The organism is Empedobacter sp. GD03865 (genome assembly GCF_029840775.1).
GTDB lineage: Bacteria > Bacteroidota > Bacteroidia > Flavobacteriales > Weeksellaceae > Empedobacter > Empedobacter falsenii_B.
Map to the genome: position 1 here is coordinate 72,897 of NZ_JAOCDF010000002.1, position 17,432 is coordinate 90,328.

The 17,432-nt window shown below is 31.9% G+C and carries 14 protein-coding genes; 6 read left to right on the forward strand and 8 right to left on the reverse strand.

The features are described 5' to 3' along the window. Window positions 1-200: 200 nt before the first annotated feature. From N5D46_RS01330 to dnaJ, 4 genes are all read left to right on the forward strand, one after another. A complete protein-coding gene (locus N5D46_RS01330; protein WP_280048970.1) occupies window positions 201-1,892 on the forward strand; it encodes a M23 family metallopeptidase in 1,692 nt (563 codons plus the stop codon). Further along, window positions 1,840-4,278 (forward strand): carboxypeptidase-like regulatory domain-containing protein, encoded by a 2,439-nt coding sequence (locus N5D46_RS01335; protein WP_280048971.1) that lies wholly within the window; start codon window positions 1,840-1,842, stop codon window positions 4,276-4,278. Before N5D46_RS01330 ends, N5D46_RS01335 begins: the two co-directional genes overlap by 53 nt. Window positions 4,279-4,616: 338 nt before the next feature. After that, complete coding sequence (locus N5D46_RS01340; RefSeq protein ID WP_260391935.1) at window positions 4,617-5,174, forward strand: nucleotide exchange factor GrpE; 558 nt, start codon at window positions 4,617-4,619, stop codon at window positions 5,172-5,174. A 14-nt stretch (window positions 5,175-5,188) separates the two neighbouring features. Beyond that, window positions 5,189-6,313 carry a molecular chaperone DnaJ gene (gene dnaJ / locus N5D46_RS01345; RefSeq protein WP_280048972.1) on the forward strand — a complete coding sequence of 375 codons (1,125 nt, stop codon included), beginning with the start codon at window positions 5,189-5,191 and terminating at the stop codon, window positions 6,311-6,313. Window positions 6,314-6,388: 75 nt separating this feature from the next. Here dnaJ and N5D46_RS01350 read toward each other — a convergent pair whose 3' ends face one another. From N5D46_RS01350 to N5D46_RS01375, 6 genes are all read right to left on the reverse strand, one after another. Beyond that, a complete protein-coding gene (locus N5D46_RS01350) occupies window positions 6,389-8,173 on the reverse strand; it encodes an endonuclease (protein ID WP_280048973.1) in 1,785 nt (594 codons plus the stop codon). 11 nt (window positions 8,174-8,184) lie between these two features. After that, window positions 8,185-8,754: a tRNA methyl transferase PRC-barrel domain-containing protein gene (locus tag N5D46_RS01355; RefSeq protein ID WP_115001257.1), complete on the reverse strand. Its 570-nt coding sequence runs from the start codon at window positions 8,752-8,754 to the stop codon at window positions 8,185-8,187. 122 nt (window positions 8,755-8,876) lie between these two features. Then, window positions 8,877-9,242, reverse strand: a complete 366-nt coding sequence (locus N5D46_RS01360) for a cation transporter (RefSeq protein WP_115001258.1) — start codon at window positions 9,240-9,242, stop codon at window positions 8,877-8,879. A gap of 22 nt (window positions 9,243-9,264) precedes the next feature. Continuing rightward, window positions 9,265-11,514 (reverse strand): carboxypeptidase-like regulatory domain-containing protein, encoded by a 2,250-nt coding sequence (locus N5D46_RS01365; RefSeq protein WP_115001260.1) that lies wholly within the window; start codon window positions 11,512-11,514, stop codon window positions 9,265-9,267. A 128-nt stretch (window positions 11,515-11,642) separates the two neighbouring features. Continuing rightward, window positions 11,643-12,089 carry a hypothetical protein gene (locus N5D46_RS01370; protein WP_280048974.1) on the reverse strand — a complete coding sequence of 149 codons (447 nt, stop codon included), beginning with the start codon at window positions 12,087-12,089 and terminating at the stop codon, window positions 11,643-11,645. Between the two features lie 97 nt (window positions 12,090-12,186). After that, window positions 12,187-12,705, reverse strand: coding sequence for a hypothetical protein (locus N5D46_RS01375; RefSeq protein ID WP_280048975.1), 519 nt, complete (start codon window positions 12,703-12,705; stop codon window positions 12,187-12,189). 205 nt (window positions 12,706-12,910) lie between these two features. Between N5D46_RS01375 and N5D46_RS01380 the strand changes: the two genes are divergently transcribed. Continuing rightward, the gene (locus tag N5D46_RS01380; protein WP_115001265.1) at window positions 12,911-14,446 is read left to right on the forward strand and encodes a glycine--tRNA ligase; all 1,536 of its coding nucleotides are present in this window, start codon (window positions 12,911-12,913) and stop codon (window positions 14,444-14,446) included. A 134-nt stretch (window positions 14,447-14,580) separates the two neighbouring features. Beyond that, window positions 14,581-14,922: a phage holin family protein gene (locus tag N5D46_RS01385; protein ID WP_115001266.1), complete on the forward strand. Its 342-nt coding sequence runs from the start codon at window positions 14,581-14,583 to the stop codon at window positions 14,920-14,922. A gap of 66 nt (window positions 14,923-14,988) precedes the next feature. Here N5D46_RS01385 and N5D46_RS01390 read toward each other — a convergent pair whose 3' ends face one another. Both N5D46_RS01390 and N5D46_RS01395 read right to left on the reverse strand, forming a co-directional pair. Beyond that, entirely contained in the window at window positions 14,989-15,738 is a 750-nt protein-coding gene (locus tag N5D46_RS01390) for a polysaccharide deacetylase family protein (RefSeq protein WP_115001267.1), read from the reverse strand. Between the two features lie 40 nt (window positions 15,739-15,778). Then, window positions 15,779-16,798, reverse strand: coding sequence for a WYL domain-containing protein (locus N5D46_RS01395; protein WP_115001268.1), 1,020 nt, complete (start codon window positions 16,796-16,798; stop codon window positions 15,779-15,781). Window positions 16,799-17,432: the final 634 nt, after the last annotated feature.

Here is a 17,432-nt window from a genome sequence, read left to right on the forward strand (position 1 = left end):
ATCATTTCTCAATCATTCACTAAAATCCTTTTCTTTTACTTGTTTATTATTTTACAAATACAAAATATTGATAATCATTTATTTAATTTTATTTTACAAAAATTTATCTCCAAATAATTTTCAGAAATTCAAAAGATTAAGGAGGTTTGTAAAAGATTTAGTTTACTTTTAACTGATTTGTTAATTATTGAAAAGAAAAAATGAAAGTGATTAAGCCAATTTTCCTAAACTTATTACTAAGTTCTGTTGTTTTTGGACAACGATCAGAACAACCAAAATCTGAAACATATCCAAAAAACATCTTCCAAAATCCTTTAGAAATTACCAATTATTTAGCTGGTAATTTTGGAGAATTACGTGCCAATCATTTCCACGCTGGGCTTGATATCAAAACTCAACAACGAGAAGGTCTGAAAGTAAAAGCGGTTGGAGACGGTTACATTTCTCGCATTAATATTTCGCCAACAGGTTATGGAAATGCACTTTATATCGATCACCCAAACGGATATACTTCTGTTTATGCCCATTTGAGAGAATTTACGCCCGAATTGCAAGAATATGTGCGCAAACAACAATATGCAAACGAAACGTTTAAGATAGAATTGCATCCAAAACCAAACGAACTTCCTGTAAAAATGGGCGATTTGATTGCTCTTTCTGGAAATTCTGGAGGTTCTGGAGGTCCACATTTACATTTCGAAATTCGTGATACCAAAACAGAAGAACCAATTAATCCTTTTTACTTCGGTTTTGATTTACCTGATACTCGAAAACCATCTATTTTAGGCCTATATGCTTATCCAATTTATGGCGATGTGAATCAAAAAATCAATCGTGTTGTTGTGGCAAATGGAGGTACAATTTCTGCCTCTGGCGCAATAGGTTTTGGTGTAAAAGCCTATGACAAACACAATGGAGCAGAAAATAACAATGGAGTTCATCAAATTAATATTTATGTGAATGATGAACCGATTTATACGTTTACTTCTAATCGTTTTTCGTTTGATGAAGCGCGAGCTATAAATAGTGTTTGCGATTATGGCGATATTCAGAAAAATAACAGTTGGGTGTATCAAGGATTTGTGAAAGATGGAAATCCTGTTAGAATGTATTCTAACTTAAAAAACAATGGAATTTTAGAACTTGAAGATGGAAAATCGTACAAAGTAAAAATTGAAGTTTCTGATTATGCTGGCAATTTATCTTCGCAATCTTTTACTGTTAATGGAAAAGCATTTGTAGATTCTGCGAAACTTCCTGAAACAAATCCAATATTATGGAACAAAGAAAATCATTTCAAATCTGATGGAATCGAAATATTTTTCCCTAAAAATATCTTCTACGAAGATTTTGATTTAGCTTATAAATTCTCGAATGGTAAACATTGGGTGGGCGATTATTATATGCCAGTTCATCAAACTTACACGTTAGCAATAGAACCGACTGCTGACATTCCGACAGCGCAATTGGACAAAGCTGTTATTGTACGCGAATATCAAAAAAGAGGTGCTTGGAAAAAAGATTATTTAACAACAGAGCTCAAAAATGGAAAGCTTGTTGCAAATCCAAAAGATTTTGGTGTTTTTTCTATTTTAATTGACAATACTAAACCGACAATTACTCCGTTAAATATCAAATCAGATAGTCAATTTACTCAAGCTAATGCTATTATCAAATTTACAATTGATGATGCACAATCTGGGATAAAAGATTATAAAGCTTATATCGATGGTAAGTGGGTTTTAGCCGAATATGATCAAAAAATTAAACGATTATCAATTAATTTGAACAAAGAACAGATTTCGGTTGGCAACCATCAATTAGAATTAAACGTGAAAGATGAAAAAAACAACACAGCAACATACTCTACAACATTCAAAAAGATTTCTTAGTACCATAAGTTTATCTCTTTTGGGTGGAATTTTATTTGCTCAAACTGCGCAAATTAATGGTAAAGTTGTCGACGAAAATAGAATTCCAATTAGTGAAGCTGAGATTATTATCAACGATCAATCTTATTTTACGGATCAAAATGGTAATTTCAAAATAGATATTCCATCAAATTCTTCCGTTACCGTAACTTTTAACAACAATGGTTATCATTCGTTTGCACAAACGTTTACGCTAAAAGATAAAAACAAGAAAGAGATTTTTGTTCAATTAGTTCCTGATCAAACCAATGCGATCGAATTAGGTGAAGCAACAATTTCTTTTCAATCTAATAAAAATAAACCTTTGCAAAGTACTGTTTTGAGTGCTGCACAAATGCAACAAGGACCAAGTTTGACTGGCGGAGTTGCCGATTTATTGAAAACATTGCCTTTCGTAAATTCGAATACAGAATTGAGTTCGCAATACATGGTTCGCGGAGGAAATTATGACGAAAATTTAATTTACGTTAACGGAATCGAAGTTTATAAACCTCAATTGATTCGTTCTGGCGAACAAGAAGGTTTAGGTTTTGTAAATCCTGCGATGACGCAATTTATCAACTTTTCTGCTGGTGGTTGGGAAGCAAAATACGGCGACAAAATGTCTTCTGTTTTAGATGTTACCTACAAACGCCCAACAAAATTTGAAGGACAATTAGAAGCAAGTTTAATGGGCGGAAGTTTGACATTAGGCGGAGGTTCTAAAGACAAAAAACTTTCGGCAATTGTTGGAGCGCGCTATCAAAACAGAAATTTAGTGTTGAATACCTTAAAAGGTGATACCAATTTCAATCCCGAATATTACGATGTACAAGCCAATATCAATTATAAATTAAATGATAAATGGAATGTTGCATTTTTGGGGACAATGTCACGTTCGCGCTACGAAATGTTTCCTGTAAAACGTGATACGTACATCAACACAATGGATACTCCGTTGTTGCTAACTGTTTTTTATGACGGAAAAGAGGATGATAAATTTGCGACAGAAACAGGAAGTTTATCATTTACATATCAACCAAATTCTAAAGTAGATTTAGGGTTAGACCTTTTTGCTTATCATTCGAAAGAGCGCGAATATTTTGATATTCAAGGTTCTTATTTCATTTCCGAAGTAGACGAAAAAGGCCATGCTACTTCTACGAATGATGTTGGTTCGCAAATCGATCATGCACGAAATAATTTTGATGCGTTGGTTGCTGGAATTCAACACAAAGGAAAATATAAAATCAATGGAAACAATGATATTGAGTGGGGTGCAAAATTTCAACAAGAAGATATTCGTGATTTATTAGGTGAATGGCAAGCAATCGATTCGGCAGGATATGTTATGAATCCAAATCCAGGAAATGGTTTGAATTTAAGTTATTATGTCAATTCAAAAAATAATTTAAAAACCAATCGTATTTCAGGTTACGCACAATATACAAGCAAATTTATGTGGAATGATGCGAAAGTGATGTTCAACGCTGGTGTACGTGCAGCTTATTGGGATTTTAACGAAGAAACAACTGTTTCGCCTCGTGCTCAAATCGCTGTTAAACCAGATTGGGAAAGCGATATGTTGTTCCGTTTTTCGACAGGTATTTATTATCAACCTCCCTTCTATCGCGAAATTCGTCGTTTAGATGGTTCTTTGAATGATAAAGTAAAATCGCAACAATCAATTCATTTTATATTTGGAAACGATTACGAATTCAAATGGATGGATCGTCCGTTCAAATTAACAACTGAGGTTTATTACAAAATCTTAAACGATTTGAATCCGTATTATGTAGACAATGTAAGAATTCGTTATACGGCAGATAACAACTCCAAAGGTTATGCGTATGGACTTGATATGCGTTTATTTGGGCAGTTTGTTCCTGGTATAGATTCTTGGTTCTCGGCTTCGTATGCGCGCGCTTATCAAAATATTGATGACAAAGGAAATATTCCATTACCAACAGATCCGCGTTTCAAATTATCTGCATTTTTCCAAGATTATATGGAGTTTTTACCTTCTTTCAAGGTCAATGTGAATTTGATTTATGCTTCTGGATTACCAAACGGAGCACCACAATTTGCAGATCCATATAATTATCAAACAACGCTGACAGATTACAAACGTGTGGATATTGGTTTTGTGAAAGAATTGATCAATCAAAAAGAATTGAAACCATCAAAAGGAACTTTTTGGAGTAATTTCAAAGAAATTTCTATTGGTGTAGATGTTTTCAATGTGTTTGATATCAAAAATGAAATCAGTAATTCATGGATTCGTGATGTAAATTCGAACAACGTTTACACAATGCCAAATTATTTGACAGGACGTTTCTTGAATGGAAAAATTAATTTTAAGTTTTAATATAATTTTTAAAACCCTATGTCAAGTTGAATTCATTTCAACTTCGCATCCTCAAAGTAAAACTCGCAAGATGTGTTTCTGAAACAAGTTTAGAATAACACTTTGATAAATAAGAAAATATTATTTCATCTAACTTCTCGATACAATTTTCTTTGAAAATCACTCGAAGTGACGAAATTTAATTCTACTAAAACTCAAATCAAAAAAACTTTATACATTTACCGAAGCACTTCTAACGACAGAAGTGCTTCTTTTTTATTTAAAATCTGACAAAACGACACATAATGGGCATTGGCAAACTATTTGATTCAATCAGAAACAAAAAAACTAATAAGAATATGTCTGACCAAAATATACACGAAGAATTAGAGAACGAGAATCTTCAAGAAAACGTTCAAGAGAGTGATAACACTGTAGAACAGCCACAAGAAGAAACTGCTGGAAAGTCAGAATTAGAAATTGTTAAGGAACAATTAGCAAAAGAAAAAGACCAATATTTACGTTTATTTGCAGAGTTTGACAACTTCAAAAAACGTACTTCGCGCGAACGTATGGACATTTTCAAGACGGCAAATAAAGAGGTAATCACTTCATTATTGCCTGTTTTAGATGATTTTGGACGCGCTTTAAATCAAATTGAAAAGTCAGGAGACGACAGCTTACATCAAGGTGTTGAATTAATCAATAATAAATTAGTAGAAACGTTACGTGCAAAAGGTTTGAAAGAAATGGAGACTAAAGCTGGAGACGATTTCAATACTGATTTACACGAAGCAATTACTCAAATTCCTGCTCCAACGGAGGATTTAAAAGGAAAAATTGTAGACGTTGTAGAAACGGGTTATTTATTAAATGATGTGGTAGTTCGCTACGCGAAAGTTGTTGTTGGATTATAATTTAGATTAAGAAAATGTCATCAAAAAGAGATTATTACGAAATATTGCAGGTCGAAAGATCTGCAACATCAGAGCATATCAAGAAAGCCTATCGTAAACTTGCCATCAAATATCACCCTGACAAAAATCCTGGTGACAAAGAGGCAGAAGATAAATTTAAAGAAGCTGCAGAAGCTTACGAAGTTTTAAGCGACGACAACAAACGTGCACGTTACGACCAATTCGGACATGCAGGAATGGGCGGAGCTGCTGGCGGAGGATTCGGCGGTGGCGGCGGAATGAATATGGAAGATATTTTCTCTCATTTCGGCGATATCTTTGGAGGCGGAGGATTCGGTGGTGGATTTGGAGGTCAATCTCGTGGTCCACGTCGAATGAAAGGTTCTGATTTGCGTATTCGCGTAAAATTGAACTTAGAAGAAATGGTGAACGGTTGCGAAAAGAAAGTAAAAGTTAAACGTTTCAAACAAGCAGATGGCGTTACATCTAAAACATGTCCATCTTGTGGTGGTTCTGGACAACAAGTTCGTGTTACCAACACATTTTTAGGACAAATGCAAACTGCTACAACTTGTGGTACTTGTCAAGGAGTAGGAAAAGTTGCTGACAAAATTCCTTCAGGAGCAAATAATCAAGGATTAATCAAAATTGAGGAAACAATCGACCTTAAAATTCCAGCTGGAGCAAGAGAAGGAATTCAATTGCAAGTTCGCGGAAAAGGTAACGATGCGCCTTTTGATGGTATTCCTGGTGATTTACTTGTTTTGATTGAAGAAGAAGAACACGACACTTTGAAACGTGATGGAAACAACTTACATTTTGATTTGTATATTTCTATCCCAGATGCTGTTTTAGGTGCTTCTAAAGAAATTCCGACGGTTAATGGAAAAGTAAAAATTAAAATTGACAAAGGAACTCAATCAGGAAAAGTATTACGTTTAAAAGGTCAAGGTTTACCAGATTTGAACGGTTACGGAAAAGGTGATTTATTTGTGCATGTTAACATTTGGACACCAACTCATTTATCGAAAGATCAAGAAGCGTATTTTGAAAAAATGAGAGACGATGATCATTTCTCACCAGAACCTTCGAAAAATGAAAAATCATTCTTTGAACGTGTAAAAGATATGTTTCAGTAATTGAAAAATATATAACAAAAAAATCCATCTCAAATGAGATGGATTTTTTTTGTTTATCATTAAGATGATATTTTTTTAATCTACAATAATCTTATTAGATTGATTTTTCGTTTTAATAATATAAACACCTTTTGTTAATTTATTCAATTTAACTTTAGAGTTATTTGTTACATTTTGAATTGTTTGGACTAATTGTCCATTGATAGTAAAAATTTGAATAGTTTCTTTATTTTCAATTCCATTGACAACAAATTCATGATTTTTAACTGGATTAGGATAAATAACTAATTTATTATTTTGTTTTTTAACCTCATCTGTTGCTAATCTTTCGTAACAAGTCCATGATAAATTATCGAAAGAAACACGGTTATTTGAAGTTTCATCTATCAACTCAATAACAACATCTCCTTCAATATTAATATTATCAATTTTTGTTGTTTTAGCTGTTTTAGAATAAGGTATTTGTCCTTTTACTTCTCCATTAATTTTTAATGTATAAAATCCATCAGAATCTGCAAAAGGAAGATATGTTTTTACTGATAAAGAACCTATTCCTCCAGAAATTGTAGATGATTTTAAATTTCCTTTTCTAATACAAATTGCTTTATTACTATCTCCATCGATATAAATTTGCTTGTCTGTTCTTGCATTTATTGCAGTCCACACAATTCCTCTATTCGACCAAGTTCTATCTGTGTAAGATGATGCTGGAGGTGTACTTCCTGTAGATGGAATATTTTCAAAATCCTCTGTTCCACAGCTTGTTCCTTCTCCTGAACCTCCTCCTATATTAGATTCTTTTGTTGTTACTTGAATTACAGTACTATTATCCGATTTATTTCCAGCTACATCTTTTGCTACAACATAAAAAGAATAAGTTGTCGAAGGATTTAATCCAGAAACTGTTCCGTTATTACTATAAACAGTTGTATTATATGTATTGTCTACATAAATATCATATTTATTAACACCTACATTATCTCTAGAAGCTGTCCAAGTTAACGACACACTTGATGATGTAATCGTTGTTGAAGCTAAATTTGTTGGCACAGTAGGTTTTTCAGTATCCTCTTCAGAACCTCCTCCTTCACCAAAAGATTCTGGCCAATTATTTTGCGCTTTAGGACCTCCCCAAATAACAGTTGCTAAATATGGATTATCAATAAACGGATTTCTATTTCCTTGAACATTCGCTACAACATTATTTCTTTGAATTTCAAATTGCGAAACAGGATCTTCTACATTCCATTTCAAAAGAATATCAGGGAAATCTGATGAATATGTACTTGGTCCAAAAGTAATGTTAAGAGGTAAAGTTCGTTTGTCATAACGTACATACATATACATTAAAATTCTCGCAACATCTCCTTTCCATTCATCACCTGGATACCAACCACCACGACTCGTTTTCATTGCCATTGCTCCTACTCCATCATCAAAAAGCAAACTTCCACGAGTACTATTCAATGTGACATCAGCAGGACGTAAATGATGTCCATCTGATCCAGGTCCAGAAGTTCCTAAATTTGGTGTTCCTTTAGATTTTGCATAAACATGCTCTCTATTCCAAGATCCTGAAAAAGCACGACTTCTTTGATGTGTACCAGAACTCTGAGATCCATAAATCAACAATAAATTAGATGGATTTTGAGGATCGGCATCACTTGTTTGAAATAAATTTTTCAAACCTTCTGAATAAGAAACATTTTGCTTATGAGTATCAGTAATTAATTTAGCAAAATCATTTTTCAACTCATTCTTCGTTTTACTAAAATTAATGCTTGAATAATACGCAGGTGCTTTTTGAGCTTGTGCGAATAATGCTAAAGCAAATGATAAAAAAGTAAATTTCAATTTCATTTTAATAACAATTATTTGTTTAATAGTATAACTTCCTTGTTTTCATAAGAAAGCCTTAATGTGTAATTTTTCATTATCAAAGGAATTTGTTTTTCGAACTCCAAAAAATAGATTTTTCCAAATTGATAAAACCTCGCATTTATTTCTTCTTTCAAATATGTAGATGCAACATTAGCTTCTATTTCATTGATTAAAAATGGTTTTTCTAACCAACTTATATTTTGTTCTTCAAAAAAGAATACATCTGTAAAAAGGCCTGGATGATTTTTTCCTTGTCCTATAAAAATTCTGTTTTCGCGTTCATCAATTCCAATCACATAAACCGGAAATTCTTTTCCGCTAACATTTAAACCTTTTCGTTGTCCTATTTCAAATTTTTCTATTCCAGTATGTTCTCCCACAATAAAACCATCAAACAAAGAATAATTTCTTTGGTTTACCTTCCAAGAAAGTTCTTCTTCTTTTGATTGAAAAGATGGTTTTTCCATATTATAAATAGAAGAATTTTTTGGAATTTCTACAATTTGACCTATTTTCACTTCAATTAATTTATTTGTTTCTTTCCAAAAAAGGAAAGCCATAAATATAGAATGTTAATGTTAACTAAAAGTTAAAAATAAAATTTTCATTTTTAAACTATTAACATCTTATAAACAAAAAAGGGATTTCTAATTGAAATCCCTTTTTTGTATTTTAAAATCTTTTAATGACTATGCGTGTTAGCTTCCCCAGCTGAACCTTCACGATCATATGAACAACAAGAAGGTAAATTTCCGTACACTTTTTCTTCTGCACGTTTATTATCAGTATCGTGACCAACCGCTACTACAGCGTTTTCTACATCATCCACTTTACTCTTTTTCTCATTCAATATAATATGTAAATTTTGCGTATTACTATCCCATTCAGCAGATTTTACACCTTTTACACCATAAGCTGCTTTTTCTATACGATCTTTGCATTGCCTACAATTTCCTTTAACGTGTAAATCGTGTTTTGCATTTTTATTTTGTGCTTGTGCGCTAATTCCTAAAGTCGCAACCAAAGCAAAGGCTAATAATTTTTTCATTATTTTATATTTTTTATGATTTTTATTTTAAACTAAATCTTAATCCAGCGTAATACATTTGTCCAAAAATTGGCGCATAAACAATCGAACTATCGAAATTTGAACCAAAAGGATTATCTGCTCCTAAAATTACGCGATGTTGTTGATAATTCGTTACATTTTCTCCTCCAATATATACTTCAAAACGTTTTGAAAAAACACGTGTAATCTGGAAATTAATTGTCCCAAATGGATTCGAATATTCATTCAACTGATTTTCTGGTAAATTATCTGATGTATTTGGTAAACGCTGTTTTCCAATCCAATTATACGTTGCATCAAAACGCCAATTTTTACCATTTCTTTCGCGTGTTTCGTATTCTAAATTTGTAAAGAAACGATGTTTCGCTTGCAACGGACGTTCTAATTTTCCTTTTTCATAATCTGTTGCGATATCGTAATATTTATAAGATGCTCTAATTTTGAAATTTGTGAATGGATTATAATTAAAATCAAATTGGAACGAATTTGCATACGAATCTCCTTCTAAATTATAAAATCTTACTTGACGAGCCAAATAATCGATATCAGTTACGATTTGATTTTGAAAATCTGTTCGATAAAAATCTGCTGTAACATCTGCATTTTTACCAAATAATTTAAATTCTTGTGTTACGCTAAATCCATAATTCCATGCAATTTCTGGATCTAAACCATATATTTTTCCATTTCCATCGCCCAGAATATTAAATTGTCTTGAAGATGCAAATAAATTCTGATTTTCTGCAAATATATTATTGATTCGTTTTCCGCGACCAACCGACGCTTTTATTGTTGTTCCTTTTACTGGCATATAACGCGTATGCAAACGCGGTGTCAAGAAAAAGCCCATTCGATTATGATAATCTCCACGAAGCCCAGCAATCATATTGAAATTCTTCATATTATCAAACGTATATTCGAAAAATGCTCCTGCAGAATTATCAATTCGATCATAATTCGCATCCGTTGGAAGCGCTACAAATTCCTTGAATTTATCGTATGTAAAACTAGCTCCTGTAGAGAATTTATTTTTTGTATTGCTAATAATCGAACTAAAAATATAATTGGCATAAAAACTTTGTTGTTCGATATCATATTGATTCAATCCAAAGTAAGAATCTTGTTTATGATAGCTAAACGCCGTTTGTAATCCCATACTTTGATAAGGCATTTCTGGAAAAACATACCCAATTTTTGACGAAACATCCACACGATTTGTATTGATTTCTGACCCCCAATAATTTGTTGTTAATTTATCACGATCTTTATCAAAATCAACTTGTCCTGCTTGTTTTGTATCATTCAAATATCTTGCAGATAAAAATCCGACCCAACCTTTTTCTAAGTTTTGATATTGCCAACGATTCATTACATTAACTTGGTGTCCAAGCGGATTATCTAAAAATCCATCATCGTTCATATCATTCTTCGAAACGCGTGCATTTCCATGCATAAACAAAGAAGTACTCCATTTATCATTCAATTTTTTGTTCAAATGCACATTTCCTTCAAAACGAGAATCTGTCGAACCATAAAGATTCACAAACAACGGAATATCATTTGAAGGTTTTATTAATTCTGTATTAATCTGCCCAGAAATACTTTCGTAACCATTAATCACCGTTCCAGCACCTTTCGTCACCTGAATACTTTCTACCCAAGTTCCTGGCGTAAAACTAAGCCCAAAAGCTTGAGAAGCTCCACGAACATTTGGTATATTTTCTTCTGCAATCAAAATATAAGGAGAGGTTAAACCTAACATTTTAATTTGCTTATTTCCTGTCACAGCATCCGAAAAATTGACATCAATAGAAGGATTTGTCTCGAAAGATTCAGCTAAATTACAACATGCTGCTTTCAACAATTCTTTTCCAGTCATTGTCGTCATATTGGTTGCAAACTTCGATTTTTTAAGCGAACTACTTGTATCACGAACCACAACTTCATTCAACGAAGTATCCCCAAAATGATCTTTTACATTGATGGTGATATTCTGAAATTCGTCTTTTAATTCCTTAAAAGTTGTTGTTTCATTGTCATAAAAAACACCTAAAATTGAGGTTGGTTGATAATTTTCGATCTCAAAGTTTCCTTTTTCATCTGTAATAACAGTAATATCTGACGATTGCCAAAACACTTCTGCTCCAACGATTGGTTGTTGATTTTGATCTGTAATTTTTCCTTTTAAAGTAGATTGTGCGTAAGAAAACGCAGCACTTAGTATAAATACTGAAGTGAATATTTTTTTCATTTTTACGATTTAAGGCTCAATGCCTATTTATTATTGTGTACTTGTTGATTAGATTTTCATCAAATACTTTAATATTTAGATAATAGCGTATTGTTTTCTGATTAATTTAATCAAAAAATAAACGGGTATTACCCTTCGTAAAATGTTAACTGAGAATTGAGTATATAATTTGGCGGTGCATTTGACGCAACATAAAAATCAAGGAAACTAGATTGATTGCTCACCTCTTCATCTTGAATCGGAATTCTAATTTGAAGAATTTCAGAAACTATAAAACTAATCGGAATAAGTTTTTGAATTTTGACAGTTTGCTTTTCTACAAACTTATCCGAATACGAAATATCCTTACAACAATCGTCTTTTTTAGATTTATTGTTTTCTGGTAATTCGCAATGTTTTTTTTCTGTTTTTGGAGGACAACACGAAGTAGAAACTTCCATTTTGCACGAATTATTATCCAAATGATTCATCGTCACTTGTTCCATTTCTCCTTGACAAAAATGCATAGAAAATGAGTAGCTAAGATTTGAAAAAATCAAAACCACCGACAAAACATACTTTATGTACTGTTGCATTTTCATGTTGGACAAAAATAAACAAAAAATTCAAATCAAAACAAACTGAAATTTATATCATTTTCCAAGTTTATTATAGAATTTTCAGTTTCATCACTTATCTTTTTGCCTGCTTGTTCGTTGGAATATTAATAATTCCAGAACCATTTACTAACGATTTATCGTTTTCGTTAACAATTTTCAAAACAACTTCAAAATTTTGCCAATCTATCCCTTGCAAAGTCACTAAACCTGTTGCTTTATCAATCGATTTTATTTTAAATCCTTTATCCGGAAAATCTTGTCCATCGACAATCGGATCAAAATCTAAACCAACTTCTGGCTCAACTTTATAAGCAGAATCTTGCACAAATTTATATCGATCTTTAAAATTTTGCGTCAACAATTCGTTTTGTTTAATATACTCATCTTGATTTATTTTAACAATTGTATCCATAATATAATCCACATAATTATTCATAAAATCAAGCGCAACATTATAATTAACATCTGATTCTTTAACCGAATCTTTCACTTCATTTTCAACTTTATTTTCTGTAGACGAAGAAGATGAATTGTTAGAATTACAACTTGCAACAAAACTTAATAATAGAATAGGAAGAATAAACTTTTTCATACGGTTATCATTTTTTTTATGATTTAAAAGTATGTTTTTTTGATTGAAATTGAAATAATCCGATTTTATAAAATCAATCATTCCGCTAATAATCTAATCAAAAATTAGAATAAGTGCTTAAAGCCTTACGATTTTATCAAAATATACCTCAATAGTCATCAAAAATCACTAAAATTGCACTTTAAATAAGAACACACAATTAATTATGTCAGAAGATATTTTCAAGAAAGTAGTTTCTCATGCGAAAGAATATGGTTTCATTTTTCAATCGAGTGAGATTTATGACGGATTATCAGCCGTTTACGATTATGGTCAAAACGGAGCTGAGCTAAAAAATAACATCAAACAATATTGGTGGAAAGCAATGGTACAAATGCACGAAAACATTGTCGGCATTGATTCTGCTATTTTTATGCACCCTACTACTTGGAAAGCTTCGGGCCACGTTGACGCATTTAATGATCCTTTGATTGATAACAAAGATTCTAAAAAACGTTACCGTGCCGATGTTTTAATTGAAGATCATTGTGCAAAAATTGAAGGTAAAATCGAGAAAGAAGTTGCGAAAGCTGCAAAACGTTTCGGTGATGCTTTTGATAAAGATCAATTTGTTGCGACAAATCCTCGTGTTGTAGAATATCAAAATCAAATCAATACAATTTTAGCACGCATGGGAAAATCTTTGGAAAACGAAGATTTAGATGACGTAAAAGCTTTGATTGAAGAATTAGAAATTGCTGATCCTGTAACTGGTTCTAAAAACTGGACAGAAGTTCGTCAATTCAACTTGATGTTTGGAACAAAATTAGGTGCAACAGCTGATCAGGCAATGGATTTATATTTGCGCCCAGAAACGGCTCAAGGTATTTTCTTAAATTACTTGAACGTACAAAAATCTGGACGTATGAAATTACCTTTCGGAATTGCTCAAATTGGTAAAGCTTTCCGTAATGAGATTGTTGCACGTCAATTTATTTTCCGTCAACGTGAGTTTGAACAAATGGAAATGCAATTTTTCGTAAAACCAGGAACTGAGTTAGATTGGTACGAAAAATGGAAAGAAACACGTTTACGTTGGCATCAAACATTAGGTTTAGGAAATGAAAATTACCGTTTCCACGACCACGAAAAATTAGCGCACTATGCAAATGCTGCTGCTGATATTGAGTTTAAATTCCCATTCGGATTCAAAGAATTAGAAGGAATTCACTCACGTACAGATTTCGATTTGAAAGCACACGAACAACATTCAGGTAAAAAAATTCAATATTTCGATAACGAAACAAACGAATCATACACACCTTATGTTGTAGAAACTTCTGTAGGTTTGGATCGTATGTTCTTAGCAGTTTTCTCAAATTCATTGAAAGAAGAAGTTTTAGAAGATGGATCAGAACGTGTTGTATTATCTTTACCAGCTGCATTAGCGCCAATTAAAGCTGCTGTTTTACCATTGGTAAAGAAAGATGGTTTACCAGAATTAGCGAAAGAAATTTTGAAGAAATTACGTTTAGATTACAACGTAATGTACGAAGAAAAAGATACTATCGGTAAACGTTACCGTCGTATGGATGCGATTGGAACACCTTTCTGTATCACTGTTGACCACGATTCATTAAACGATAATTCTGTTACTTTACGTTACCGTGATACAATGGAGCAAAAACGTGTTAATATTAATGAGTTAGCTCAAATTATCGACAAAGAAGTCAACATGAAATATCTTTTTGAACAATTATAAAAAGAATATCTTCTCAATACAATAATACTAAAGCTCAGAAATTTCTGAGCTTTTTTTATTTTTATTAAAATTTTTAACAATTTGGCAAAGCTTTTGATTTTAATTTAGATATATTAATCTAAAAAATACAAATTATGGGCTTTATTATTAATCTTTTGGTATCAGCATTAGTTGTTTTCGGACTTGCTAACATTTTACCTGGAGTATCTGTAAAAGGATATGGTTCTGCGATTATTGTTGCACTTGTTATCGGACTTTTAAATGCTGTTGTAAAACCAATTTTAAACATTATTAGTTTACCTGTAACAATCTTAACATTAGGTTTATTTTCTTTTGTGATTACAGCAATTATTATCTTATTAGCAAGCGCAATTATGGGAGACAGTTTCCATGTTGACGGATTCTGGTACGCATTATTATTTGGTATTGTTTTAGCAATTGTCAATTCTTTAGTTGGAGGAATGATGGGAGACTAATTTATACAAATTACTACATATAAAAAGCTGTCTAATTTTGGACAGCTTTTGTATTTTATAAAAGTTTTATTGAGGATAAAATTTTATTTGCTCAAAAATATAGTTATCATGTTTTTTAAGAAGATCAACCAATTGTTTCAATTCGGACTCTTCCCATTTATTCTGAAACATCTCATCATGAATTAACACAACTATATTATTATTTGTAAAGGTTTTATTCGATTCTAATTGATTAACAATTTGTTTATAAATCGCTTGAACAGATTGCACCGGTGTTCCATCTTTTCCATGATGCGTCCATTCCAAATCCCAACCAATAACTTTATAACCCAACTTTGCTAAACCATCAGCCGTTTGTACACCAGAAGCTCCATCATTCTTCGATTTTCCGTCCAATCTCCACATGTTTCTTCCTGGTAAACGAACAATTTTATCTTGTAATTTTAGTATCGATTGGTTTTTCAAAATATCCTCAACCGACGTTTGCTCGTTACTATAAAACTTTTTGTATTGATCATTCGCATGCGTCCAACTATGATTACATTCTTCGATGTAAGGATTATCTTCGTAATATTTAAAATAATCCGTCATTGTTTTATTTTTCTCCACATGTTCTCCAACAAGAAAAACAGTCACTTTTAACTTCTCATTTTTGAAAACCTCATCAATATTTTCACTTCCATTCAAAGGTCCATCATCAAAAGTTAAATAGATATATTTTTTCACAGAATCACTCGCTTTCTGTGCAAACAAACTTGTCGAGAAGATTAATAAAAAGACACTCAAAAGTGTCATTATTCTTTTATTCCATATCATTTAAGTTAGTTTTTAATGAATTAAATGTATGAAAGAAATTCTATTTTTTATATTTTTCTAATGCTTTTTCTAATCGTGTTTTGATTCTTTTTTTCACTAATCTTGGAGCAAGAATTTCTATTTCTTCTCCAAATCCTAAAAGTTCTCGTTCCAACTCAAAATTATGTACAACTTCTATCGAAAATAAAGTTCCTTCGTCCGTCACTTCCAACACTTTTTGCGTCGCATGAATTGGTTTTGTCACCACATAGGGCGCTAATTTTTTATTCACACGAAAAACAACACGCTGCTCCCTTTCTTTCACACTTTTCGTTACGCCAATCGCATTGTTATAATACGTATCAAAATTAATTTCTTGCTCATCTACAAAAGGTTCATTTGCCAATTCATAAAACTCAACAATTCTATCCAAAGCCAACGTATACAAATTTTTATCTTTTCTCGATTTAGCCAATAAAAACCAGCGATTACGGTATTCTTTCAACAAATACGGATAATAAACTTGTTGTTTTGGTTCTTGATTTTTTGCTTTGAATGATTGATAAGAAATCAACAGAGGTTGCTTCTTCACTATTGCTTGATACAATCGATTCAAATGCTCCAAACCTTTTAACAATGGATTTTCCTCAAACTGAATATAATTTGGTTGTTGATGCGTTTGTTTGGATAAATTATTTTCGAGACGCGTAATAATCTCGTTCATATCATCAAAATAATTAAACCCATTCAATTGTTTCATTACCGAAATCACTTCTTTCATTTTATCTAAATCAGCAGAAGAAACTGGTGAATTATGAATCGAATAGTCATGATCTTCATATTCATAAAACTTTTTTTCTCGAACAACAATTGGCGCATTATAACCCAATTTATCACTTCGCATCACCTGAATGTCGCCCTGAATTGTACGTTTCGAAACACCAGAAGTTATTCCTTCATATTCATACAAAGCTTCCGAAACTTTTTCTATCAAATCTTCTAATGTCCATTTTCTGAAATGATTTTGAAGACATTTATCAATCGTTTGATAACGTATTAATGCAATTTTATTGGTTGCCATGGTTGATTTCTTTGTTCAATACTACAAATTTCAATTCAAAGTACGCAATCTATTTGCGTAGAAATTTTTATTTCAACTTTTATTCAAAATATTTTCAATATAAAATCCTCTATTCATCATCATTTACAAATTATTTCGAAAAAATATTTTATTGCGCAATTCATTCGCACACTTCTACTCCAACTTTGTCAAAGGTTTAACAACCAAACGATTTTAATTGTTCCTTGACAAATGTTTCAGTATAGCATTGTAGTAGAAAATGCTTCATCACTTCTATTCTGAATAATTAAAATCCCAATGATGCACATGGGTTCGAATCCCATTTTCAATTTCGATTGGAATAGCTAAGCGGTATAGCAATCATTAATGATGGGTCGTAGGTTCGATTCCTACTTTCAGTAAACTGAAATAACTCAGTTGGTTAGAGTAATCATTAAAATCAGACTTTTAATCTGTTTTTTATCGCCCGAAAGGGCACCATTGGAAACAAAAAAAGCTAAAAAGTTTTCTTTTCGAATAGAGAATTTATTTCATAGAAATGAATTTGAAATAAGATCAAAAACTTGCTTAAAACCTGAATTTGAAACTTTAGTTGATGATTGATTTCAAGGATTTAAACTAAAATATCAAGTCA